This window comes from Arthrobacter sp. V1I9 (assembly GCF_030817075.1).
GTDB lineage: Bacteria > Actinomycetota > Actinomycetes > Actinomycetales > Micrococcaceae > Arthrobacter.
In genome coordinates this window covers 2,280,699-2,304,911 of sequence record NZ_JAUSYU010000001.1, presented here as the reverse complement: position 1 = coordinate 2,304,911, position 24,213 = coordinate 2,280,699, and the positions used below count along the sequence as shown (strand labels likewise).

At 65.5% G+C, this 24,213-nt stretch carries 18 protein-coding genes, 1 tRNA gene and 4 pseudogenes; 16 read left to right on the top strand and 7 right to left on the bottom strand.

The annotated features are described in order from the left end of the window. The first annotated feature begins 2 nt into the window (after positions 1–2). The 5 genes from recN (at position 3) to QFZ70_RS10880 (ending at position 5,963) form a co-directional block, all read left to right on the top strand. On the top strand, positions 3–1,742 hold the full coding sequence (gene recN, locus QFZ70_RS10900; protein WP_307095533.1) for a DNA repair protein RecN: 1,740 nt from the start codon (positions 3–5) through the stop codon (positions 1,740–1,742). Between the two features lie 114 nt (positions 1,743–1,856). Then, positions 1,857–3,626 carry a CTP synthase gene (locus QFZ70_RS10895; protein WP_307095531.1) on the top strand — a complete coding sequence of 590 codons (1,770 nt, stop codon included), beginning with the start codon at positions 1,857–1,859 and terminating at the stop codon, positions 3,624–3,626. A 26-nt stretch (positions 3,627–3,652) separates the two neighbouring features. Next, positions 3,653–4,312 carry an NUDIX hydrolase gene (locus QFZ70_RS10890; protein ID WP_307095529.1) on the top strand — a complete coding sequence of 220 codons (660 nt, stop codon included), beginning with the start codon at positions 3,653–3,655 and terminating at the stop codon, positions 4,310–4,312. Further along, positions 4,312–5,337, top strand: a complete 1,026-nt coding sequence (gene xerD, locus QFZ70_RS10885) for a site-specific tyrosine recombinase XerD (protein ID WP_307095527.1) — start codon at positions 4,312–4,314, stop codon at positions 5,335–5,337. Before QFZ70_RS10890 ends, xerD begins: the two co-directional genes overlap by 1 nt. Before the next feature lie 143 nt (positions 5,338–5,480). Beyond that, positions 5,481–5,963, top strand: coding sequence for an 8-oxo-dGTP diphosphatase (locus QFZ70_RS10880; RefSeq protein WP_307095525.1), 483 nt, complete (start codon positions 5,481–5,483; stop codon positions 5,961–5,963). A gap of 68 nt (positions 5,964–6,031) precedes the next feature. On the opposite strand, the gene QFZ70_RS10875 is transcribed toward QFZ70_RS10880, so the two are convergent. The 6 genes and pseudogenes from QFZ70_RS10875 to QFZ70_RS10850 all read right to left on the bottom strand — a co-directional run bounded on the left by QFZ70_RS10875 (position 6,032) and on the right by QFZ70_RS10850 (position 12,794). Then, positions 6,032–7,171 carry a bifunctional 2-methylcitrate synthase/citrate synthase gene (locus tag QFZ70_RS10875; protein ID WP_307095524.1) on the bottom strand — a complete coding sequence of 380 codons (1,140 nt, stop codon included), beginning with the start codon at positions 7,169–7,171 and terminating at the stop codon, positions 6,032–6,034. 58 nt (positions 7,172–7,229) lie between these two features. Next, positions 7,230–8,132, bottom strand: coding sequence for a methylisocitrate lyase (gene prpB / locus QFZ70_RS10870; RefSeq protein WP_307095522.1), 903 nt, complete (start codon positions 8,130–8,132; stop codon positions 7,230–7,232). Continuing rightward, positions 8,132–9,653 (bottom strand): annotated as a pseudogene (locus tag QFZ70_RS10865) (MmgE/PrpD family protein). Before QFZ70_RS10865 ends, prpB begins: the two are co-directional and overlap by 1 nt. Then, positions 9,649–10,303, bottom strand: a pseudogene (locus tag QFZ70_RS10860) (GntR family transcriptional regulator); the annotation flags it as partial. The pseudogenes QFZ70_RS10865 and QFZ70_RS10860, both read right to left, overlap by 5 nt. 146 nt (positions 10,304–10,449) lie before the next feature. Next, complete coding sequence (locus QFZ70_RS10855; RefSeq protein ID WP_307095519.1) at positions 10,450–11,163, bottom strand: response regulator; 714 nt, start codon at positions 11,161–11,163, stop codon at positions 10,450–10,452. Next, complete coding sequence (locus QFZ70_RS10850) at positions 11,160–12,794, bottom strand: sensor histidine kinase (RefSeq protein ID WP_307095518.1); 1,635 nt, start codon at positions 12,792–12,794, stop codon at positions 11,160–11,162. The genes QFZ70_RS10855 and QFZ70_RS10850 overlap by 4 nt, the downstream gene beginning before the upstream one ends. Positions 12,795–12,932: 138 nt before the next feature. Here QFZ70_RS10850 and QFZ70_RS10845 point away from each other — a divergent pair. The 10 genes and pseudogenes from QFZ70_RS10845 to QFZ70_RS10800 all read left to right on the top strand — a co-directional run bounded on the left by QFZ70_RS10845 (position 12,933) and on the right by QFZ70_RS10800 (position 22,553). Beyond that, positions 12,933–14,280, top strand: a pseudogene (locus QFZ70_RS10845) (cation:dicarboxylate symporter family transporter). 231 nt (positions 14,281–14,511) lie between these two features. After that, complete coding sequence (locus tag QFZ70_RS10840; protein WP_307097856.1) at positions 14,512–15,411, top strand: ParA family protein; 900 nt, start codon at positions 14,512–14,514, stop codon at positions 15,409–15,411. Positions 15,412–15,418: 7 nt separating this feature from the next. Next, on the top strand, positions 15,419–16,231 hold the full coding sequence (locus tag QFZ70_RS10835) for a ScpA family protein (protein ID WP_307095516.1): 813 nt from the start codon (positions 15,419–15,421) through the stop codon (positions 16,229–16,231). Continuing rightward, on the top strand, positions 16,228–16,890 hold the full coding sequence (locus QFZ70_RS10830; RefSeq protein WP_307095515.1) for an SMC-Scp complex subunit ScpB: 663 nt from the start codon (positions 16,228–16,230) through the stop codon (positions 16,888–16,890). Before QFZ70_RS10835 ends, QFZ70_RS10830 begins: the two co-directional genes overlap by 4 nt. Before the next feature lie 114 nt (positions 16,891–17,004). Next, the gene (locus QFZ70_RS10825; RefSeq protein ID WP_307095513.1) at positions 17,005–18,213 is read left to right on the top strand and encodes a pseudouridine synthase; all 1,209 of its coding nucleotides are present in this window, start codon (positions 17,005–17,007) and stop codon (positions 18,211–18,213) included. Between the two features lie 3 nt (positions 18,214–18,216). After that, positions 18,217–19,326 carry a prephenate dehydrogenase gene (locus tag QFZ70_RS10820; RefSeq protein WP_307095511.1) on the top strand — a complete coding sequence of 370 codons (1,110 nt, stop codon included), beginning with the start codon at positions 18,217–18,219 and terminating at the stop codon, positions 19,324–19,326. Then, positions 19,326–20,039, top strand: coding sequence for a (d)CMP kinase (cmk, locus tag QFZ70_RS10815; protein WP_307095510.1), 714 nt, complete (start codon positions 19,326–19,328; stop codon positions 20,037–20,039). Before QFZ70_RS10820 ends, cmk begins: the two co-directional genes overlap by 1 nt. Positions 20,040–20,085: 46 nt before the next feature. Further along, positions 20,086–20,767 (top strand): annotated as a pseudogene (locus tag QFZ70_RS10810) (lysophospholipid acyltransferase family protein). A gap of 10 nt (positions 20,768–20,777) precedes the next feature. Further along, on the top strand, positions 20,778–22,328 hold the full coding sequence (der, locus tag QFZ70_RS10805) for a ribosome biogenesis GTPase Der (RefSeq protein ID WP_307095508.1): 1,551 nt from the start codon (positions 20,778–20,780) through the stop codon (positions 22,326–22,328). A 148-nt stretch (positions 22,329–22,476) separates the two neighbouring features. Beyond that, a tRNA-Pro gene (locus tag QFZ70_RS10800) sits at positions 22,477–22,553 on the top strand. Between the two features lie 98 nt (positions 22,554–22,651). Here QFZ70_RS10800 and QFZ70_RS10795 read toward each other — a convergent pair. Beyond that, complete coding sequence (locus QFZ70_RS10795; protein ID WP_307095507.1) at positions 22,652–23,521, bottom strand: Fpg/Nei family DNA glycosylase; 870 nt, start codon at positions 23,519–23,521, stop codon at positions 22,652–22,654. A 163-nt stretch (positions 23,522–23,684) separates the two neighbouring features. Between QFZ70_RS10795 and gcvH the strand changes: the two genes are divergently transcribed. Beyond that, positions 23,685–24,071, top strand: a complete 387-nt coding sequence (gene gcvH / locus QFZ70_RS10790) for a glycine cleavage system protein GcvH (protein ID WP_307095505.1) — start codon at positions 23,685–23,687, stop codon at positions 24,069–24,071. Positions 24,072–24,213 lie beyond the last annotated feature (142 nt).

Below are 24,213 nucleotides of genomic sequence, written 5' to 3'. Positions count from 1 at the left end.
CCATGCTTGAAGAACTGAGAATCCGCGATCTGGGCGTCATCACCGACGCAACACTGCCACTTGGCCCCGGGTTGAGCGTGGTGACCGGCGAGACCGGCGCCGGCAAGACCATGGTGGTCACCGCCGTCGGCCTCCTTTTGGGAGCCCGTTCGGATGCCGGTGCCGTCCGCAGTGGCGCCAAGAGCGCAACTGCCGAGGCAGTGCTCAAGCTCGACGCCGGCCACCCCGCCATCGCGCGTGCCCTCGAGGCCGGCGCGGAGGCGGAAGAGTTCGACGGCGGCGCTGAGCTCATTCTCGCCCGCCGGCTGGGTTCGGACGGCCGCAGCCGTGCTTTCCTGGGCGGCCGGGCCGCCCCCGTGGGGGTCCTCGCCGAGATCGGCGAAACGCTGGTTGTGGTCCACGGCCAGTCGGACCAGATCCGCCTCAAGGGCGCCGCGGCGCAGCGCGGCGCACTGGACAAGTTCGCCAGCGAAACGCTGGCGGGCCCGCTGGGCGCCTACCAGGATCTTTACAGCCACTGGAAATCCAGCCAGGCCGAGCTGGACACGCTGCGCAGTGCCGCCCGGGACCGGCTCCGTGAAGCCGAATCGCTGGAGGCGGCACTGGCTGAGATCGACGAAGTGGATCCTCAGCCGGCGGAGGACGAACTCCTTAAGGCAGAGGCAGTGAAGCTGGCCAACGTTGAGGAGCTTCGAATTGCCGCGAGCATTGCACATCAGGCCCTGATTGCCGAGGATTTCGGTGACGCAGGAGATGCCACCACACTGGTGGATGCCGCGAAGCGGACCCTTGAGCACGTGGCTGAGCACGACGCGGAACTCGGCTCCGCAGCGGCACGGCTGGCCGAGGTGGGGTTCCTGCTGAACGATATCGCCACCGAACTGGCCAGCTACCAGGCCGGGCTGGACACCGAAGGCCCGGAACGGCTCGCCGAGATCGAGGACCGCCGCTCTGTCCTGGCCAAGCTGATCCGCAAGTACGCCCCCTCCATCGACGAAGTCCTTCAGTGGGCCGAAAACGCCCGGGTGCGCTTTGACGAGCTGCAGGACGATTCAACCCGCATCGAAAGCCTGGACGCCGAGGTGGTCCGGGCCGAGGCGGACCTGCAGAAGCAGGCGGCTGGGATCACCAGGATCAGGACCAAGGCCGCCAAGGAGCTCTCCTCACGCGTCAGCGCTGAGCTGAAAGCCCTGGCCATGGCCGACGCCACCCTGGTGATCAACCTTGAGGGCACCGGCCAGCTGGGACCGCATGGCGCGGACGAGATCAGCTTCCTGCTGCAGCCGCATTCAGGTGCTCCGGCCAGGCCGCTGGGCAAGGGGGCATCCGGCGGTGAACTGTCCCGCGTGATGCTGGCCATCGAGGTGGTGCTGGCCGCCGTGGACCCTGTTCCCACCTTTGTCTTTGACGAGGTGGACGCGGGAGTGGGCGGACGTGCCGCCGTCGAGATCGGCCGCCGGCTGGCCATGCTGGCACGCCATGTGCAGGTGCTGGTGGTGACGCACCTGCCGCAGGTGGCCGCCTTCGCGGACCAGCACATCACTGTCACGAAGACCTCGGTCAGGGGAGCCGACGGCAAAACTGCCACCGGGTTCACTTCAAGTGATGTCCGCCTCCTCGACGGCCCGGAACGGGTGCGTGAACTGGCCCGGATGCTGGCCGGCCAGGAGGACTCGGAGTCCGCACAGGCACATGCGCAGGAGCTGCTGGACGACGCCAAACTGCTGCCGCAGCGGGCCTGACCCGGCCCCGGGACACTTGTCCCGAAACCCCGCAACCCCTTGCTTACCGGGTGCCCGCACCCCCAGACTGGATCATTTGGGGAAACAGTTCCGGACCCGTGGAAGGCTCATTTGATGATAGGCTCGAATTCCGTGGTGCAGCGATCAAATTCCCGTGTAAATTCCCGGTTCCCGGGCTCCTCCAAGACGACCAAACACATCTTCGTAACCGGTGGTGTGGCGTCCTCGCTCGGTAAGGGACTGACGGCATCAAGCCTCGGTCATCTGCTGCGGGCACGCGGCCTGTCTGTAACTATGCAGAAGCTCGATCCCTACCTGAACGTGGATCCGGGCACGATGAACCCCTTCCAGCACGGCGAAGTCTTCGTCACCGACGACGGTGCGGAGACGGACCTGGACATCGGACACTACGAGCGCTTCCTCGATGAAAACCTCGAGGGCTCGGCCAACGTGACCACCGGCCAGGTGTACTCCACCGTCATCGCCAAGGAACGCCGCGGCGAGTACCTCGGAGACACCGTGCAGGTCATCCCGCACATCACCGATGAGATCAAGCGCCGCATGCGCCTGCCCGCCGAAGGCAAAAACGCCCCGGACGTCATCATCACCGAAATCGGCGGCACCGTCGGCGATATTGAATCCCAGCCATTCCTCGAATCGGCCCGCCAGGTCCGCCAGGACATCGGCCGCACCAACGTCTTTTTCCTGCACGTCTCCCTGGTGCCGTACATCGGACCCTCCCAGGAACTGAAGACCAAGCCCACCCAGCACTCCGTCGCAGCCCTGCGCTCCATCGGCATCCAGCCCGAAGCGATCGTTATCCGCTCGGACCGTGAAGTGCCGGACGCCATGCGCGAAAAGATCGGCCGGATGTGCGACGTCGACATCGACGCCGTAGTCAACGCCGCCGATGCGCCCAGCATCTACGACATCCCCAAGACGCTGCACACCCAGGGCCTGGACTCCTACATCGTGCGTGCCCTGGACCTTCCCTTCAAGGACGTGGACTGGACCAGCTGGGACAAGCTGCTTGAGGCTGTCCACAACCCCAAGCACCACGTCGAAATTGCCCTGGTGGGCAAGTACATCGACCTGCCGGACGCCTACCTGTCCGTCACCGAGGCCCTGCGCGCCGGCGGTTTCGCCAACGACACCAAGGTCAAAATCCGCTGGGTCCCCTCGGACGAGTGCGAAACCCGCGAAGGTGCCATCCAGGCGCTGGACGGGGTCAACGCCATCTGCGTCCCGGGCGGCTTCGGCATCCGCGGACTGGAGGGCAAGCTGGGTGCCCTCAAGTTTGCCCGCGAAACCAAGTTGCCTGTCCTGGGACTCTGCCTCGGCCTGCAGTGCATGGTCATCGAGTACGCCCGCAACGTTGTGGGGCTGGAAGGAGCGTCCTCCAGCGAGTTCGAGCCGGATTCCAAGTACCCCGTCATCGCCACCATGGAAGAGCAGCTGGAGTTCGTCGAGGGCCGCGGCGACCTGGGCGGCACCATGCGCCTGGGCCTGTACGAGGCCAAGCTCGACGCCGGCTCGGTGATCGCCGGGACGTACGGCAAGACCACCGTCAGCGAACGCCACCGCCACCGCTACGAGGTCAACAACAAGTACCGGGACCAGATCGCAGCCGAAGGGCTGGTCTTCTCCGGCACGTCCCCGGACGGCAAGCTGGTGGAGTTCGTCGAGCTTCCCGCCGACGTCCACCCGTACTACGTGGCCACCCAGGCGCACCCTGAGCTGAGCTCGCGCCCCACCCGGCCGCACCCGCTCTTCGCCGGGCTGGTCAAGGCAGCCCTGGACCACCAGGAGGGAGCCGACACGGCCGCCGGCCTGGGTGCTGTTGCCCCGGAGGCCGAGCAGTCCGGTACGGTAGCCGCTAAGTAGTTCCGCACGAATATAAGGACGGCGTGATGCCCGGTACACCTGAAACCACCCCTGTTGTAAAGGTTTCGGATGCACCGAGCCCGCGCCGTCTTTTGTCTACCAAAAAGGTCTACGAGGGCCGGATCTGGGACGTGGTCAGCGACAGTTTCCAGCTTCAGGACACGGGTGAGGCCCTCACCCGGGACTACATTGAACACCCCGGCGCCGTGGCCGTCCTGCCCATGAATGACGACGGCGAGATCCTCCTTCTCAAGCAGTACCGGCACCCCGTGGGCATGAACCTCTGGGAGATTCCGGCCGGATTGCTGGATGTCGAAGGCGAGGACTTCGTGGTGGGCGCGGCCCGTGAACTCGCGGAAGAAGCAGATCTCGCCGCCGGCACCTGGAATGTCCTGGCCGATTTCTTCAACTCACCCGGTTCCTCCAGCGAGGCCATCAGGATCTACCTGGCCCGGAACCTCACCCACGTACCGCACCATGAACGCCATGAGCGGACGGACGAGGAAGCCGAGATCGAGTTCCACTGGATCAACCTTGACGACGCCGTGGAATCGGTACTGACCGGCAGGCTCCACAACCCGTCCGCCGTCGTCGGGATCCTTGCCGCCGCGGCCGCCCGGGCTGGGGGATACGCCAATCTCCGCCCGGCAGACGCGCCCTGGCCCGCGCACCCCAGCCAGCGCTGATGGTGCCTGGTCCTTCTGCTGAACTGGCTCCTGCCGGACTTCTCCAGGACGCCCCCGCGCAGGTCAGCGACCCGCCGCCAGCTTCCCCGCCGACCGCCATCGACCGCGGCATCACGGACTACCTCCAGCACCTGGGCGTGGAACGGGGCGTCGCCGCCAACACGCTGGCGGCCTACCGCCGGGACCTGGCCCGGTACTCCCGTTACCTCGCCGCCGCCGGCTGCGGCCGCCCCGGGGACATCACCCGCCACCACGTGACGGGCTACGTCCGGGCGTTGTCGGACGGGTCCGACGGCGGATCCTCCCTGGGCGTGCGGTCCGCCGCCAGGACAGTGGTCGCCGTCAGGGGGCTGCACAAGTTTTGGGCCCTGGAAGGGTTCACCCCCACGGATCCTGCCAGCGACGTGCATCCACCCATGCCCGGGAAGCGGCTGCCGAAGGCCATCAGCGTGGACGAAGTGACCAGGATCCTGGAAGCGGCCGGAACCGACACCGCTACCGGGCTGCGCGACCGGGCACTCCTGGAATTCCTGTACTCCACCGGGGCGCGTATCAGTGAGGCTGTGGGCCTGGACGTGGACGACATCTCCCTGCAGGAGCCGGAGACCGGGCCCGCCATCGTACGGCTCTTCGGCAAGGGGTCCAAGGAACGGCTGGTACCGCTGGGTTCGTACGGCGCCCGGGCGCTCGATGCCTACCTGGTCCGTGGCCGCCCGCTCCTGGCGGCCAAGGGCAAAGGGACGCCGGCCTTGTTCCTTAATGCCCGCGGCGGACGGATCAGCCGCCAGAGTGCCTGGACCATCCTGAAGGCGGCCGCTGAAAAGGCCAACATCACCAAGGACGTCTCACCACACACCCTCCGGCACTCCTTCGCGACCCACCTGCTCGAGGGCGGGGCCGACGTCCGTGTGGTCCAGGAGTTGCTGGGGCACGCCTCGGTCACCACCACCCAGGTCTACACGCTGGTCACAGCAGACACCCTGCGCGAGATCTACGCGGCAGCGCACCCGCGGGCCTTGGGCTGAGGCCCCGCCGGCCGGGACCGTTGAGCCGTCAGGCCATCACGTTGCGGGTGAGCTCCACGGCCCCCAGGAACAGGGCGAGGATGGATGTCCCAATTGGTCCAGTCACCGTTATCTCCATGCCGTGGCCCAACTAGGCTTGTTCAATGACTGCAGCCAATGTGACCCTCTGCTTCCTGCTCCGGGACAGGCCGGACGGCCCCGAGGTCCTGCTGGGGATGAAGCGCACCGGTTTCGGCAAAGGCAAAATCGTCGGGATCGGCGGCCACGTGGAGCCGGGAGAGAACGACAGCGAAGCGGTCATCCGGGAAGTTTTCGAGGAAACCGGCGTCTCGGTGCACGTGGAGGACCTCGCGGACGCGGGCGTGGTGCACTTTGTGTTCCCGGCCCGGCCTGAGTGGGACATGAAAACCAGGCTTTATACCGCCCGCGCATGGAAGGGCGAGCCGGCCCCCAGCGACGAAATCCTGCCTGAGTGGTTCCGCGTGGACACCCTCCCCGTGGAGAGGATGTGGCAGGACGCCGACCACTGGCTGCCCGTGGTGCTGGAGGGCGGCAGGGTCAACGTCGTCGTGACCATGGACGCCGACAATGAATCAGTCGCCTCGTCGGAAAGCCCGCTGCCATAAGCCGGTAACAGGCAACGGCGGCCTGCCCGCCCAGGGACAGCCCGCCGTCGTACGCTATTGCCGCCAGCCTATGGAACGTGCCGCTCCTCCGGACCCACGTATTCGCTCAGCGGACGGATCAGAGAGTTGGCGTCCAGCTGCTCCATGATGTGCGCGGTCCATCCGGTGATGCGGCTGGCCACAAACAGGGGAGTGAAGGTGCGGGTGTCGAACCCCATCAGGTGGTAGGTGGGGCCGGCTGGATAGTCGAGGTTCGGCTTGATGCCCTTCGCCTCGTCCATCGCCGCTTCCAGCCCGCTGTACAACCCCAGCAGCTCGGGCCGGCCGTAGTGGGCAACCATCTTGTCCAGCGCGGCCTTCATGGTGGGCACCCGGGAGTCGCCGTGCTTGTACACGCGGTGCCCGAACCCCATGACCTTCTTCTTCGAGGCCAGCGCGTCTTCCATCCATGCTTTGGCGCGGGCCGCTGCTTCCTCCAAAGATTCCTGCGGCCGGATCCCGATCTCGTCAAAGGTGTGCATCACAGCCTCGTTGGCGCCGCCGTGCAACGGTCCCTTCAAAGCGCCGATGGCGCCCGTGACGGCAGAGTGCAGGTCCGCCAGCGTGGACGTGATCACCCTGGCCGTGAAGGTTGAGGCGTTAAAGGAGTGCTCGGCGTAGAGGATCATCGAGACGTTAAAGGCCTCCACCACCTCCGGCACCTGTTCCTCGCCAAAGGTCATCCAGAGGAAGTTGGCGGAATAGCCCAGGTCATCGCGCTGCTCTATGAGACCCTGCCCGTGGCGGCGGCGCTGGTCGTAAGCCACAACCGCCGGCATGGCCGAGAACAGGTCGGTGGCTTTGGCCATGTTGGCCTCGCGGGAGGAGTCTTCTGCCAGGGGGTGCCGGGCGCCCATCACCGAGGCAGCAGTCCGGCAGACATCCATCGGATGGGAGCTCTCCGGCAGCGCGTCGATGACCTGCTTGACCACCGGGTCCAGGGCCCGGCCGGCCCGCTCACGCGCGGTGAACTCCGCCAACTGCTGCTGATCCGGCAGCTCACCGTTCCAGAGCAGGTAGGCCACTTCCTCAAAGCTGCACCTGGCGGCGAGCTCCTGGACGGGGTAGCCCCTGTAGAGCAGGGAATTGGTGTCCGGGTTGACCTTCGAGACGGACGTGTAATCCACCACGACGCCGGCAAGACCTTTTTTGATGTCCTCTTCAGCCATGCTGAAACTCCTTCGTTCCTGTCGCCTGTTGTGCCGGCCGGAGCCGGCGCGGTTTTCCCTACTCCCCGGGGATCCGGAAATTGAACACTCCGCTGTCGAAGCGGTTGTAGCCTTCGTAGTCAACCAGATCGTATAACCGTGTGCGGGTCAGCATGCTTCCTACCTGCGCCTCCTGCGTGCCCTCAGCCCTGATCGATTCCAGCGTACGCTCGGCAGCGCCCATGGCACTACGGAGAAGGGTCACCGGATAAATGACCATATTCACGCCGACGCCCTGGAGCTGGTCCACGGTGAACAGGTCGCTTTTACCGAACTCTGTCATGTTGGCCAGGATGGGCACGTCCACGGCTTCCCGGATGGCCTGGAACTCGCTGAGGTCCTTCATTGCCTCCGGGAAGATGGCATCGGCTCCGGCTTCCACGAGCGCCCGGGCGCGGTCCTGCGCGGCCTCCAGCCCGTCCACGGCCCGGATGTCGGTGCGGGCCATGATCAGGAAATTCGGGTCCCGGCGGGCGTCGGCTGCAGCGTGGATCCGCTTGGTTGCAGTTTCCAGGTCCACCACGTTCTTGCCGTCCAGGTGGCCGCAGCGCTTCGGGTTGAACTGGTCCTCGATGTGCAGCCCGGCAAGGCCCGCGTTCTCGATTTCCTGCACGGTGCGGGCCACGTTCATCGGTTCACCGAAGCCGGTATCGGCGTCCACGATGGCGGGCAGGTCAGTCATGCGGGCGATCTGCCCGGCCCGGGTGGCAACTTCGGTGAGGGTGGTCAGGCCGATGTCCGGCAAACCAAGATCATTGGCAAGGACCGCGCCGGAGATGTAGACACCGGCGAAACCCTTTTCCTCGATCAGCCGTGCCGAGAGCGGGTTGAACGCACCCGGGAACTGCGCAATGGTCCCGGCGGCCAGCAGTTCGCGGAACCGAATCCGCTTCTGTTCAGGGGTGACCTTGGAATACAGCATCAGAACAGTCCCTTGGGTGCGGCAGCGAAGTCGATGACGCCAGGCGCTGCGGTGATGTTCAGCTGGTCCAGCTCGCCGGCGGCGAGCTCCGGCAGGCGTTCGACGGCGGCAAGGAACCTTTCGATTTCAGCTTCCTCCACCAGGCCCGCGGCGAGGGTGCGGAACTTGGTGACGTACTGCTCCCGGCCGAAGGGGCGGGCGCCCAGGGGGTGGGCGTCGGCGACGGCAATCTCATCGGTAATGACCGTCCCGTCGGTGAGCGTGATTTCCACGGACCCGCCGAAGGCTTTTTCGCTGATGTCGAGAGAGTGGTAGCGGCGGGTCCACTCAGGGTCTTCTTCGGTGCTGACTTTCTGCCACAGCTCCACCGTGTCCGGCCGGGCGGCGCGGGCGGGGGAGTACGAGTCCACGTGGTGCCAGGCGCCGTCCTGCAGGGCGACAGTGAAGATGTAGGGGATGGAGTGGTCAAGGGTTTCCCGCGAGGCAGTGGGACTGTACTTCTGCGGATCGTTGGCCCCGGAACCGATCACGTTGTGGGTGTGGTGGCTGGTCCTGATCAGCACGGACTTCACGTTCGCCGGATCCGTAGCCCCAGGGTGCTCACGTTTCAGCTTCCGGGCAAGGTCGATCCAGGCCTGCGCCTGGTATTCCGCGGAGTGCTCCTTGGTGTACGTGTCCAGGATGGCGCGCTTGGCTTCGCCGGCTTCGGGAAGGGGTACCTGGTAGGAGGCGTCGGGACCGTCCAGCAGCCACGCGATCACACCGTCCCTCGCCTTCGTAGATGGGAACGGGCGAGGTCTGGCCGCGCATCGCCCGGTCAGCTGCTTCGACGGCCATCTTTCCCGCGAACGCCGGGGCGTGGGCCTTCCAGGTGGAGATCTCACCCTTGCGCGACTGCCGCGTGGCCGTGGTGGTGTGCAGCGCCTGGCCCACGGACTGGAAGATTGTTTCGACGTCGAGCCCCAGCAGGGTGCCGATTCCCGCAGCGGCGGAAGGGCCCAGGTGGGCAACGTGGTCGATCTTGTGCTTGTGCAGGCAGATTGCCTTCACCAGGTTCACCTGGATCTCATACCCGGTGGCAATTGCCCGCACCAGGTCCCGGCCGGTTGACCCCACGTGCTGGCCCACAGCGAGGATCGGCGGAATGTTGTCCCCTGGGTGGGAGTAGTCCGCAGCCAGGAACGTGTCGTGGTAGTCCAGCTCACGCACCGCCACGCCGTTGGCCCACGCAGCCCATTCGGGAGACACGCGCTCGCCGATCCCAAAGACTTTTGCGCCCTTCCCACCGGAGCTGGGGCCATGGGTCAGTGCCTGTGCCCGGGCCGCCACGATCGGGGCCCTGTTCAGCGAAGCAACTGCCACCGACGCGTTGTCGATCACCCGGTTGATCACCATCTCCGTGACGTCGGCGGGCACCTCCACGGGATCGGCGGCAACCTTGGCGATTTTGTGCGCGAGCTGGTCCTCGCGGGGCAGGTTTTCCTCGCTCTTGTAGACGCGGACGTGGTGTTCCTTGACCATGGTGCTCCTTAGCGGGATGGGTGCGTGGCTTTGATGTGGGAGAGGCTGCGGTGCAGGTGGAGGGTGGTGGCGGCCTGCGCCAGGCGCGGGTTCCGGATGGCGATGGCCTCGGCTATGGTGGCATGTTCGTCCGCTGCGGCGGTGAGCCGGGCAGCATCGTCGGCTGCGAGGCGGCGGATGCGGACCAGGTGGACCCGGAGGCTGCGCATGGCCTGGGCAAGGTAGGAATTGGAGATGGCGGCGTCCACGGCAGAGTCCAGCCCGTCCACCAGCAGGTAGTAGTCCTGCAGGGCGGGAGCGGTGCCGGTGATGAGCGACGGCGCTGCCCGGAATTCCGCCTCAAGCTTCCGGAAAACTTCTGCGTCGCCCCGTTCGGCTGCCAGGGCGGCAGCCTTTCCTTCCAGCGTCTCCCTCAGCTCGAAGAGTTCGTCGATGGCCTCCAGCGAGATATCGGTGACGACGACGCCGCGGCCGGCTGCCGCCGTCGTCAGTCCTTCTGCCGTCAGGCGCCCCAGCGCCTCCCGGAGGGGCGTGCGCGAGACGCCCAGGCGTGCGGCCTGCTCAACTTCGGCAAGCAATGCGCCTGGCTGGAGCCGCCACTGCACGATGTCGTCACGGAGTGCGGCGTAGGCACGGTCGCTGGCTCGCACTGGCTGTCCCTTCGCTGGTAATGACCACAGTGTATACAAAAATAACCACTTGTGGCGAGATTCGCCACTTTTTCTTGCGGTCTGCGGTCGCGCTGTATACACAGATTCGAACGGAACCCGGCAGTCTCAGCCACCGGACGTGGGAGTCAGCGGCCGCTCCACCGGTATTCGTTCTCCGGCCGGCCGGGCGTTCCGTAGCGGGCTGTCCTGGACACAGTTCCGGCGTCGGCCAAGTACTCAAGGTAGCGGCGCGCGGTGACCCGTGACATGCCCAGTGCATCCATGACTTCAGTGGCGGAGACAGCACCCTGCTGCAGCTTCATGAACTCCTGGACGGACGCCAGAGTGGACACCGAGAGCCCCTTGGGGAGGGGCAGTTCAGATGGTGCCCGCAGGCTCGCGAACGCCTGGTCCACGTCCGTCTGGGAAGCCCCTGCCTTCCCATGGCCGCCCTGCGGACCGGCCAGCTGCTGCCGGAACTGCTGGTAGCTTGCCAGCTTGTCCGCGAAGGTGGCATAGGTGAAGGGCTTGATCAAATACTGGACAACGCCGATGGCAACTGCGCTGCGCACAATCGCAAGTTCGCGGACCGCCGTGATGGCGATGATGTCCGCCAGGATTCCTGCCGACCTCATCCGCCGGGCGATATCCAAGCCGTGGAGGTCGGGCAGGTTCATGTCCAGCAGGACAAGTTCCACTGGCTTTCCCGCGGCCGTGAACTCGCTGAGCAGCCGCAGGGCGGACTGGCCGTCCGGGGCGGTGCCGGCGAGCTCGAAGCCCGGCAGCCGCCCCACGTATGCTGCATGCGCGGCGGCCGCGATGGCCTCGTCCTCAACAACGAGGACCCGGATGTTGCTCACTGTTTGTGCTCCTTCTGTGCTGGCACCGCTGCGGGGAGGAACACTTCGAACTTGGCGCCGCGCCGTCCATTGATGGTCAGGCTGCCGCCCAGGCGCTGCACCGCCTGCCGCACCAGGGCGAGCCCGACGCCCCGGCCGCCGGGGCCCGCCGGCTTGGTGCTGAACCCGTGCCGGAGGATGTTCTCCGCCGCGGCCTGGTCAATACCGGGCCCGGAATCGTGGACCGTGATGTCCAGTCCTTCCTCATCGGACTCCACCGTGAGCTCCACCCGCCGCGGCGGCGGGCCGTCCGCGGCAGCATCCATGGCGTTGTCCAGCAGGTTACCAAGGATGGTCACCAGGTCCTGGACGGCAATTCCTGCCACACTTGCTGAGCCGAGCGCGGCCACATCCAACTGCACGCCGCGTTCGTGGGCTTCGGCCACCTTGCCCATCACCAGCGCTCCAAGCACGGGTTCGTCCACGGAGCTGACCATGTCATCCGTCAGCTGCTGGCTGAGCTCCAGGTCCTTTGTCGCGAAGGCCAGGGCCTCCTGGGTGCGGCCCAGTTCCAGCAGTGAAAGCATGGTGTGCAGCCGGTTGGCGTGCTCGTGCGTCTGGGCGCGGAGGGCATCGGAGAGCGTGCGCATTGTTTCCAGCTCGCTGCCGAGGGCTTCGATTTCGGTGCGGTCCCGCAGCGTTGCCACGGTGCCGTAAACAGGGGTTTTTGCGCGGCTTCCCGGGGACTCGGGCCCCTTGGCGGGTCCTTGGTTCACCACCAGGATGCGGGAACCGGTCAGGAGGATCTCGTCCTTGGCGCTGCGCCCTGACTCGAACAGGGCCCGCAGTCCCTCCTCGAGCGGCAGGTCGGCCAGCGACGGCGGCCGGGTGGGGTCCTTGCTGCCAGGACGGTCCAGGCCGAGCAGCTCGGCCGCCGGGTCGTTGTACATCACTACGCGGCCTTTTGTGTCGATGAGGATCAGTCCCTCCCGCACGGAATGCAGCACCGATTCGTAGTAGGCGAAAAGTTGGGCCAGCTGCTCCGGCCCCCACCCCCGCGTGACGCCGCGGAGATAACGCCCCAGCAGCCACGATGCCAGCGAGCCTCCCACCAGCAGGGCAAGGCCGATGGCCAGTAGCGCGGGCAGGCGCCCGGCGAAGGCAACATCGACTGTGCGCACGGTGACGCCCACAGACACCATCGCCTTCACCGCCCCCGTTCCATCCTTAGCGGGAACAATGGTGCGCACCGAGGGGCCAAGGGTTCCTGCGACAACCTCGGTGAAGGCCTCGCCCCGAAGCGCGGCGTCGATGGAGCCGATATAGGGCCGGCCGAGTTCCTCGTCGCGGGGATGCGTCCACCGCGTCCGGTCCGGGGCCATGATGGTGATGAAGTCGACGCCGGTCGCCGCCATGACGTCCTTGGCGTAGGGCTGAAGGATGGGGGAAGGGTCGCGGGAAGCGGCGGCTTGCAACACCAGCGGGCTGGCCGCGATGGAAGCCGCAATCCCGGCCATCCGCTGCCCCGCTTCGTTATAGGTGCGGTCGCGGGCGTCCACATAAGTGGCCGTTCCAACGATGGCGATGAACGCAACCACAATCAGCAGGTTAGCCACGAAGAGCCTTCGGGCGATACTCCAGCGGTGGATCATCTGTACCTCCCACGACCAATATGAACGCAACGGTGAGCTGGGTCACCACGTGCCCAATGATGGATATCACACCGGAGGACGTGTCGAGCCCAGAGACTGTGCCGCAGCGTCTATCAGATTATCCAAAGGAGACACATCATGGCTTCTCAACGAGGAGAGTCGCTTGACACCGTGAAGACGCGGCGCAAGGGCATCGACAAATCGCACTACCTCTACATCGCCGTTATCGCCGCCGTCATCCTCGGCGCGGTGGTGGGCCTGATGTTCCCCGAGGTTGGTAAATCCCTCAAGCCGCTCGGCGACGGGTTCATCAAGCTCATCAAGATGATGATCGCACCGATCATTTTCTGCACCATCGTCCTCGGCATCGGCTCCATCGCGAAGGCCGCAACAGTGGGCAAGGTGGGCGGCCTGGCACTGGGATACTTCGTGCTCATGTCTACCTTCGCACTTGGCATCGGCCTGGTGGTGGGCAACCTGATCCACCCGGGCGAAGGTTTGAAGCTGGCCGCCTACGACCCCAATAAGAAGGCGGAAGTAGACAGCACCGTTGCCTTCCTCCTGGGCATCATCCCGGGGGATATTCCGGTCCTGCCCACTCTGTTTGCCGCTATCCTCGTTGGCTTCGCACTGCAGAAGATGGGCCCGCAGGGCGCACCGATCCTCAAGGCTATCGGCCACGGCCAGGTCCTGGTGTTCCGCATCCTGATCATGATCATGTGGCTTGCCCCCGTGGGCGCCTTCGGTGCCATCGCCGCCGTCGTGGGTGCTACCGGCTTCCAGGCTATTGTCAGCATGTTCACCCTGATGGCCGCCTTCTACATCACCTGCGCCCTGTTCATCGTCATCATCCTGGGCGGAATCCTGAAGGTTGTCTCCGGCGTCAACATCTTCAAGCTGATGAAGTACCTGGGCCGCGAATACCTCCTGATCTTCTCCACGTCCTCCTCCGAGGCAGCCCTGCCCCGCCTGATCGCCAAGATGGAACACCTCGGCGTCTCCAAGCCCGTTGTTGGCGTCACGGTACCCACCGGCTACTCCTTCAACCTTGACGGCACGGCCATTTACCTCACCATGGCCTCCCTGTTCGTTGCCAACGCCATGGGGGACCCCGCTGGACCTCGGCGCCCAGGTCTCCCTGCTGGTCTTTATGATCATCGCCTCCAAGGGCGCCGCCGGTGTCACCGGCGCCGGCCTGGCCACCCTCGCCGCGGGCCTGCAGGCACACAAGCCTGAACTGCTGGGCGGTGTGGGCATGATCGTCGGCATCGACCGCTTCATGTCCGAGGCCCGCGCCTTGACCAACTTCACCGGCAACGCCGTGGCCACCATCCTGATCGGCACCTGGGTCAAGGAGATCGACGGCGGCCAGGTGGACCAGGTCCTCTCGGGTGAACTGCCCTTCGATGAGCAGACCATGATTGCCGGCCATGCAGCCCCGGCAGTCGCCGAAACCGAGGCACGGCCGGTTCCGGCGAACGCCTGACCTACAGCGAGGCCCAGCCCCGCAAACGCCCCCGCAGCCCTCGCTGCGGGGGCGTTTGGGTGCCGGGCATAGGCAACCTTCTACTTCAGCTAGAGGGTCAAGGCTCAACATTCGCGGAAAGTCAAGTTGCCTGGAATACCGTGTCGGGCGCTGTAACCTTGGGAAGAAGAAGGAGCGTTGCTGGCCAGCCAGCGGCAGGAAATCAACGTCATCGAAAGTGTGGATAGATACGTGAGCAGCGAACAGGGTTCAGCAACTCTGGAGGGCACGCAATTCGACCTGGAAGACGCGGTAATGGGACCCACGGGGCGGCCCTACCGCGAGTTCCCGGAACCTGCGCCCCTGGCCTCCCACGGTCCGGCACGCGTCATCGCCATGGTCAACCAAAAGGGCGGCGTGGGGAAGACCACATCCACCATCAACCTGGCGGCAGCACTGGCGGAGTACGGCCGCCGCGTGCTCCTGGTCGACTTTGATCCCCAGGGCGCCCTGTCTGCCGGCCTGGGCGTGAATCCGCACGAACTCGACCTCACCGTTTACAACGTCCTGATGGACCGCAAAGTGGATATCCGGGACGCCATTCACCAGACCGGCGTCGAACACGTGGACCTCCTGCCCGCAAACATCGACCTCTCAGCGGCGGAAGTCCAGTTGGTCAACGAGGTGGCCCGCGAGCAGGTCCTTGACCGGGCCCTCAAAAAGGTGGAAGACGATTACGACGTCGTCCTCATCGACTGCCAGCCATCCCTTGGCCTCCTGACTGTTAACGCGCTGACCGCCGCGCACGGTGTGATCATCCCGCTCATCTGCGAGTTCTTTGCCCTCCGCGCTGTGGCGCTGCTGGTGGAGACCATCGACAAGGTCCAGGACAGGCTTAACCCGCGCCTGCAGGTGGATGGTGTGCTGGCCACCATGTACGACGCCCGGACGCTGCACAGTCGCGAGGTCATCACCCGTTTGGTGGAGGCCTTTGGCGACAAAGTCTTCGAGACCGTCATCAAGCGCTCCATCAAGTTCGCCGACGCCACCGTCGCCGCGGAGCCCATCACCAGCTATGCGGGCAACCACGTGGGCGCTGATGCGTACCGCAGGCTGGCCAAAGAACTGATTTCGCGCGGCGGCGCACCCTAGCCACGCCGTGGCCGAATCCAAGCCCGGCTTCGAGGTACGGCTGGCCAATTTCACAGGTCCCTTTGACCTCCTGCTCGGACTGATTGCCAAGCATCAGCTGGACATCACCGAGGTAGCCATAGCTACGGTGACCGACGAATTCATCAAGTACATCCGTAACCTGCAGAAGCTGGGTGAGGAGTGGGCCCTGGATGAGGCCAGCGAGTTCCTGGTCATCGCCGCCACGCTGCTGGACCTCAAAGCCGCCCGCCTCCTTCCCGCCGGGGAGGTCGAGAACGATGAAGACATCGCGCTGCTCGAAGCCAAGGACCTGCTCTTCGCCCGGCTGCTCCAGTACAAGGCCTTCAAACACGTGGCAGGTCTCCTGGGCGAAACCCTGCACCAGGAGGCCATGCGCTTTCCGCGGCAGGTGGCGCTGGAGGGACACTTCGCGGCCATGCTTCCCGAGCTCGTCTGGAAGCACACTCCCGAACAGTTTGCCCGCCTGGCCGAGGCCGCCCTGCAGCCCAAGGCCCCAAAGCCAACCGAGGTGGGCCTTGCGCATCTGCACGGCGGCCATGTCAGCGTAAAGGAGCAGGCAGAAGTAATGGGCCTGCGGCTTCGCATTGAATCGCCGCTGACCTTCCGGGCCCTGATCGCCGATGCTGAATCCACGCTGGTGGTGGTTGCAAGGTTCCTTGCCCTCCTTGAGCTGTTCCGGGACAAGGCTGTTTCATTCGACCAGCTCTTGCCGCTGGGGGACCTGGCAGTGCATTGGATTGCCGGGAACGGGGAATGGTCGGCGGAAAACCTGAGCGAAGAATTCGAGGAGCAGTTGTGACTGAGCAGGCAACCCAAGCTGACACCCAGGGGGAGCCGGGCGTCGAAAGCCTCCCCGGCGGGGCCAAAGCCGCCCTCGAGGCGGTGCTCATGGTCATAGACGAGCCCGCCACGGAGGAAGAACTGGCGGCAGGGCTCGAACTTCCCGTTGCCGCCGTCGCTGCCCTGCTCGCAGAACTCCAGCGGGATTATAGCGGCTATACTGTTAAAGCCCCGGATATGGATCAAGCCAGTGGAACTGGTTTTGGCTCCAGCCCCCGGGGTTTTGAATTGCGGAAGGTCGCCGGTGGCTGGCGGATCTACTCCCGTGCCGAGTTCGCCCACATCGTGGGCAAATATGTGCTGGAGGGCCAAACAGCCAGGCTTACCCAGGCCGCCCTGGAAACGCTCGCGGTCATTGCATACCGCCAGCCGGTCTCCAGGGCCAGGGTGTCCGCAATCAGGGGAGTCAATGTTGATTCCGTCGTACGGACGCTCGCCCAGCGCGGACTGATCGAGGACTCGGGAACGGATCCCGAGTCCGGCGCCATCCTCTACCGGACCACCTCATATTTTCTGGAGCGGATGGGAATCAGCTCGGTGGCTGAGCTGCCGCAGCTGTCCCCGCACCTTCCGGGGCTGGACGGCATCGCGGAGTTCTACGACACCGAAGGAATATAGCCGGGGCACCACTCCGGCTGCACGCAAGAGTACTTACAAGCGCAGATAATTTCTGCACGGCTGGCTAGGGTTGTCCTTGGACACCTTTCCGGTCAATATATCGAAGGACGGGTCATGACACAGGCGGGACGCCAGGGTTCACCACGTAACAGTTCGGGACGTAACGGTTCGGAACGCAACGCATCACAGCGCAACACCTCCCAGGGAGGCAACCCGGGCGGCGGCTTCCGGGGCGGCGCCGCCAAGCGCGGCGGCGGATTCGGCAGCGACCGCCCGCAGCGCGCACCCAAGCCGCGCGAGGAGCGCTTCATCGATCCGGACGAGGCCGCCGCCGGCACCCAGCCAGGCCGCGGAGCCGCGGAACCCAGATCCGCCAAGCCTTCCTCGCGGAAGCCTGCCGCCCGCAAGCCAGGCGCCAAGAAAGCACCCGGAACGCCGGGTGCCCTCAAGCCAAAGCCACGTACCGGCGCCCCGGGAGCCGCAGCTTCCCGTGCTTTCGGCAGCGAACGCTTCGGCCAGAACCTGGGCCCGGTCCGCCGGCCTTCACGTAAAAAGGGCCCGCGCGGCGAGGTTCCCCAGTCGGAACTGCATGATGCCGACGGCGTCCGCCTGCAGAAGGTCATGGCCTCCGCAGGGGTAGCGTCACGGCGCGTCTGCGAGGAGATGATTGCCGAGGGCCGGGTGGAAGTGGACGGCCAGGTCGTCACTGAGCTGGGTGTCCGCATCGACCCGAAAACCGCCGTCATCCACGTTGACGGACTCCGGATCCAGCTGGACGAGAACCTGGTGTACATGGTGTTCAACAAGCCCAAGGGTGTTGTTTCCACCATGGAGGATCCCGAGGGCCGGCCCTGCATCAGCGACTTCCTGCGCAACCAGCAGGGGGAACGCCTGTTCCATGTGGGCCGGCTCGACGTCGCCACCGAGGGGCTGCTGCTGCTGACCAACGACGGCGAACTCGCCAACCGCCTGACGCACCCCTCCTACGAGGTGCCCAAGACGTACCTGGTACAGGTCCGGGGCCCCTTCCCACAAGGCATCGGTGCCAAGCTCAAGGAAGGCGTGGAACTGGAGGACGGCTTCGCTTCGGTGGATTCCTTCCGGCTCGTTGACTCCACTCCGGGCCACGTCCTGATCGAGGTAGTGCTGCACTCCGGCAAGAACCGCATCGTCCGCCGCCTGTTCGATGCCGTCGGATTCCCAGTCCTGCGGCTGGTCCGCGTCAAGGTGGGTCCCATCGGTCTGGGTGACCAGCGCCAGGGAAGCATCCGCAACCTCGGCAAGCAGGAAGTCGGCCACCTGCTGGCATCCGTAGGGCTCTGAGGCATGTCCGCTTTCCACAGCCAGGGCCGCGGGCACCTGGACGGTCCGGTGGTGGTCATCGGTACGGGGCTGCTGGGCACCAGCATTGGGCTGGGTTTGCGCGGCCGGGGCGTGCCGGTTTTCCTCTCTGACCCTTCGCCCACCAACCAGGCTGTAGCGGTGGATATTGGCGCAGGCCAGCCCCTGACCGGGCTTGCCGGCGCTGCACCCCAGCTGGTGGTGGTGGCTGCCCCGCCGGACGTCACGGCAGATGTTGTGGCCAAAGCGCTGGTGGACTACCCGGAGTCCGTGGTGGTTGACATCGCAAGTGTCAAGGCCGGGATCCTCTCGGCGCTGCGCAGCCGCGGTGTGGACCTTTCCCGCTACGTGGGCACACACCCCATGGCCGGGCGGGAAAAGTCCGGGCCGGTCGCAGCCCGCGGGGAGCTCTTCACCTCGATGCCCTGGGTGGTATGCCCCTCAGAGGAATCGTCCGGGGCGGCCCTGCAGACCGCCCGCGCACTGGCCACGGACCTCGGAGCAGTTGTTTCCCAGTTCACTGCAGACGAACACGACGAAGCTGTGGCCCTGGTGTCGCACCTGCCCCAGGTCATGTCATCGCTGTTGGCCAGCCGGCTGCAGGGAACACCGCTGCACGCGTTGTCCCTTGCGGGCAACGGATTGCGGGACGTTACCCGGATAGCAGCCAGCGATCCAGCACTCTGGGTCCAGATCCTGGGCGGCAACGCGGCGAAGGTGGTCGAGATCCTCTACGGCGTGCGGGAGGACCTCAACCGCCTGATCGGCACGCTCGAAGAGCCAACTGCCCCGGGTGCCAGGCTTGACCTCGCACAGCTGATGAGCGAAGGCAACGCCGGCCAGGCCCGGATTCCCGGCAAGCACGGCGGGCCTCCCCAGGCGTATTCGTGGCTTACCGTCCTGGTGGACGATACACCGGGCCAGATAGCCCGGCTCCTCACCGAGATTGGTGAAATCGGCGTCAACCTGGAGGACCTGCGCCTGGACCACTCGTCGGGCCAAAACGTAGGTATGGTGGAAATCTCCGTGTTGCCGAACAAGCATGACCACCTGATCGAAGCACTCAACGACCGCGGATGGCGGGTACTCCAGTAATGACACAAGAACTTCTTGACACCCTGCCCGCCCTGCGCGTCGGCAGGCCGCTGGTGGTTGCCATCGACGGGCCCTCAGGCTCCGGCAAGTCCAGCGTCAGCAAGGAAGTAGCCCGCAGGCTCCGGCTTGCCTACCTGGACACCGGCGCGATGTACCGGGCACTTACCTGGTACTGCGTCACCAAGGGCATTGACCTGGAGGACGGTGCGGCGGTGGAGCAGGCGTCCCGCGACCTGGTCCTGGACATGAGCACCGGCCCGCAGGAGGAATACGTCCGCGTGGACGGGGTTGACGTCACAGACGCCATCCGTGAACCTGCCATCTCCTCAGCAGTCAGTGCCGTGGCCACAACCCTTGGGGCCAGGACCGAGCTCATCCGGCGGCAGCGCGAATTGATTGACAAGCACCACCGCCGGATGGTGGTGGAAGGCAGGGACATCACCACCGTCGTCGCGCCCGGCGCGGAAGTGCGGATGCTGCTCACGGCCAGCGAGGAAGCACGGCTGCGCCGGCGCGGAATCCAGCTCGGCGGCACCCAGAACGCCGAGCAGCTGGCGGCACAGGTGACCCACCGCGACGCCAAGGACTCCACGGTGGTCAACTTCACGCAGGCCGCTTCCGGCGTAGTCACCCTCGATTCCTCCGACCTGGACTTCGACCAGACGGTAGCCGCAGCCCTCGTGATTGTGACCAAGGTCCTGAACCGTGACTGAGCCCACCGTGGTCAAGCCCAGGCTGGAGATCCCGTCCGGCTGGACAGTGGCCTGGAGCAGGCCCGTTGGGTGGGTCCTGGACCATCTGGTCTACCGGACTTCCGTCACCGGCCGCGACAATGTTCCCACCGGCGGCCCGGTGATTTTTGCGGGCAACCACATCAGCTTCCTGGACGGGCCGGTGATGTTCGGGGCGTCACCGCGCCCCATGCACATCCTGGTGAAACAGGAGATGTTCAAGGGCTTCCTGGGCGGGGTGCTCACCGCATCCGGGCAAATGCCCGTGGACCGGGCGGGCGACCGTGCGGCGCTTCAGCGCTGCAAGGACCTGCTCGACGCCGGCCGTTGCGTCGGGATTCTTCCCCGAAGGGACCCGGGGGAGCGGGGCAGCCGCGGACATCAACGGCGGCGTAGCCTGGCTGGCGCTGAACTCCGGAGCTCCGGTAGTGCCCGTGGCCATCCTGGGCACCCGCAAGGGGGACGAGCACGTGGATTCAGTGCCGCGGCCGGGCAGGCGCTTCCACGTCCGCTTCGGAAATGCGCTGACGCTGACCCGCAGGGCAGGGGAAAGCGGCCGTGCTTCAATGGACAGGGCGGCGCTGGAGATCCGGGCCGCGTTGTCAGGGCACGTGCAGGATTCCATTCAGCTCACGGGGCAGCCTCTGCCGGATGCAGATTTTTCCAAAGACTTCACAGCAGTAGCCGGGACGCCGGCAGATGACCACTAAGGACAACGCAATGAGCGACACAACCCAAACTTCCGGCCAGTCCGGCGCCGGCGACGACGAGTACATTCCCTCGGGCACCGACCAGGTGGCGGAGCGGCTGGCGGCAATTGACGACGACGAGGCCGAGCTCCGTGCCGCGTCCCTCCGGGCGGGCCTGGAGGACTACGACCTTGACGAGGACGACGCCGCGCTGCTCAGCGGCGAGTACGACGACGAGGACTATGACGGGCCGGTCAAGCTGGACCCCGTCCTGGCGATCATCGGGCGCCCCAACGTGGGCAAGTCCACCCTGGTCAACCGCATCCTTGGCCGCCGCGAAGCGGTAGTGGAGGACACCCCGGGTGTGACCCGTGACCGCGTGATGTACTCGGCCAGCTGGAACGGCCGCAACTTCACCCTGGTGGACACCGGTGGCTGGGAACACGACGCCCGCGGCATCCACGCCCGCGTGGCTGAGCAGGCCGAGATGGCCGTCGAGCTTGCGGACGCAGTCCTCTTCGTCGTTGACTCCGCGGTGGGTGCCACCGCCACTGACGAAGGCGTGATGAAGATGCTGCGCCGCAGCAAGAAGCCCGTCATCATGGTGGCCAACAAGGTGGACGACTTTGCCCAGGAGGCAGACTCCGCTGCGTTGTGGGGACTCGGCTTCGGCGAGCCCTACCCCGTCTCCGCACTGCACGGCCGGGGCGTGGCCGACCTGCTTGACCACGTGATGGATACGCTTCCAGAGTTTTCCACCATCGAAGGCCTGGAACGTTCCGGCGGGCCACGCCGCATCGCGCTGATCGGCCGCCCCAACGTGGGCAAGTCGTCCCTGCTGAACAAGCTGGCCGGTACCGAACGTGTGGTGGTGGACAACACCGCCGGCACCACCCGTGACCCCGTGGATGAATTCATTGAGCTCGGCGGCCGCACCTGGCGCTTTGTGGACACGGCAGGCATCCGCCGCCGCCAGCACATGGCCCAGGGCGCGGACTACTACGCCTCCCTGCGGACGCAGGCCGCGCTCGAGAAGGCGGAGGTCGCCGTCGTGCTCCTCGCCGTGGACGAGGTCCTCAGCGAGCAGGACGTCCGGATCCTGCAGCTCGCCATTGAATCGGGCCGCGCCATGGTGCTTGCCTTCAACAAGTGGGACCTGCTCGACGACGAACGCCGGCGCTACCTCGAACGCGAAATTGAGCAGGACCTGGCCCACGTGGAGTGGGCGCCCCGCGTCAACATCTCGGCCAAGACCGGGTGGCACAAGGACCGCCTCGTTCCGGCCCTGGACCTGGCACTCGAAAACTGGGACAAGCGCATTGCCACCGGCCGCCTGAACGCCTTCCTCGGAGAGCTCGTGGCCGCACACCCGCACCCCGTCCGGGGCGGAAAGCAGCCGCGCATCCTCTTCGGCACCCAGGCCTCAAGCAGGCCGCCGAAGTTCGTGCTGTTCACTACCGGATTCCTGGACCCTGGATACCGACGCTTCATCACACGCCGGCTGCGGGAAACCTTCGGCTTCGAGGGCACCCCGATCGAGGTCAACATGCGCGTCCGGGAAAAGCGCGGCAAGAAGCGTTAATTCCGACACACAAGGGCCTCGAAACACGGAAAGTGTCACAGGCACCCTCCGGAATCGTGTAAGCTCTTCTAGGTGGTTCGGCCGGACTGCTGGTGGAATTCTGCAGGTTAGCCTGCGAATGAAACGCAGCGGAGAACGGCGGAACTAACGGGCTGTAGCGCAGCTTGGTAGCGCACTTGACTGGGGGTCAAGGGGTCGCAGGTTCAAATCCTGTCAGCCCGACCATAAAGGCCGGAGCCACGCGGAAACGCGTGGCTCCGGCCTTTTTCTTGTTTCCGGTCCATCTGGCCGGGGCGGTGACTAGTGGCAGTAGTTGGGCCTACCTACTTCAGGAACTTCGACGTCCTGCGGTCAGCAAGGATCTTGCCCTTCGTCTGGCACGTGGGGCAGTACTGAAGGGCCGTATCGGCGAAGGAAACTTCCCGCACGGTGTCTCCGCACACCGGGCACGGCTCGCCGGTCCGGGCGTGGACCCGCATGTGGCTGCGTTTGACGTCCTTCAGGTCCTTGGGCGGCTTGCCGCTGGCCTCGGCCAGTGCCGTCCCCAGTACGCCGTGGATGGAATCGTAAAGGACCTGCACTGTTTCGCGGTCCAGTGACCTGGCGGTGGCAAAGGGCGAGATCCGCGCGGCGTGCAGGATCTCGTCACTGTACGCATTGCCGATGCCTGCGATCACGCTCTGGCTCCTCAGGAGGCCCTTGATCTGCTGGGAACTGCCAGCGAGGATCTCGGCCAGCATGTCGGCGTCGAACGCCTCGGTGAAGGGATCCGGCCCGAGCGTGGCGATGCCCGGCACGTCCTGGGGATCCCGCACCACATAGACGGCCAGGCTCTTTTTGGTACCGGCCTCCGTAAGGTCGATGCCGCGCGGCCCGTCCGGGCCGGTGAAAGCAAAGCGCGCCGCGATGTGGCCCTTGCCCATCCGCAGTTGGGCGTCGGTGGGGGAGTCCGTGAAGCGCACCCAGCCCGCCCTTGCCAGATGGAACACCAGCGAAATTCCTCCGGTGTCGATGCTGACGAACTTGCCGAAGCGCCGCACGCCGGTCACCGTCCTGCCTTCCAAGGCGTTGAAGGGCGGATCGGCGGTCTTGAGGACAGCGAAGGAAACGATCTGCACTTTGGTCACCGAGGTTCCCTGCAGATGCTCGTCAAGAAATTCAGCCAGGCCGGCCACCTCGGGAAGTTCGGGCATTGGTTACCCTGCGGCTTCCCGGCGACCCGGAAGGGTGCATACGGTCATGGGTCCCATCTTGTCAGAATCCCCGGCGAACGCCCCGGCAGTTGTGCCTATACTTTCAGCGGCGGCCCTTTTGGCCCCGCTGACACTGGTGTTCGTACCCCATGAAAGGCCCCTGATGAGCAACATTCCCGAAGACCTGTCCTACACCGCCGAACATGAGTGGATTTCTGCTCCCAACGCCGACGGGGTGGTGCGGGTGGGCATCACCGACTTCGCCCAGGACGCACTGGGCGATGTGGTGTACGCCCAGATGCCGGAAGTGGGCACCAGGATTACGGCGAACGAAGTTGTGGGTGAAGTCGAATCCACCAAGAGCGTCAGCGACATCTACGCGCCGGTCACCGGTGAGGTAGTGGCCCGCAATGAGTCCCTCGACACGGATTCTGCGCTGATTAACACTGATCCCTACGGCGACGGCTGGCTCATTGAAGTCAAACTCGCCGAAGCGGACGCCGTTGAGTCGTTGCTCAGTGCATCCGAGTACGAACAACAGGTAGGCTAAAAGCTAACCGGTGAATCCGGTTCGGCCAGCTGTGAGGACAGTACGTCTTCGCACGTCAGCGGCCGGATCGGGCGCCGGTGCAGGACCTGCGAGGCAGGCCTGGACGGCAAATGTTACTTGCAGGCGTGAGAGCTGCAGCGGA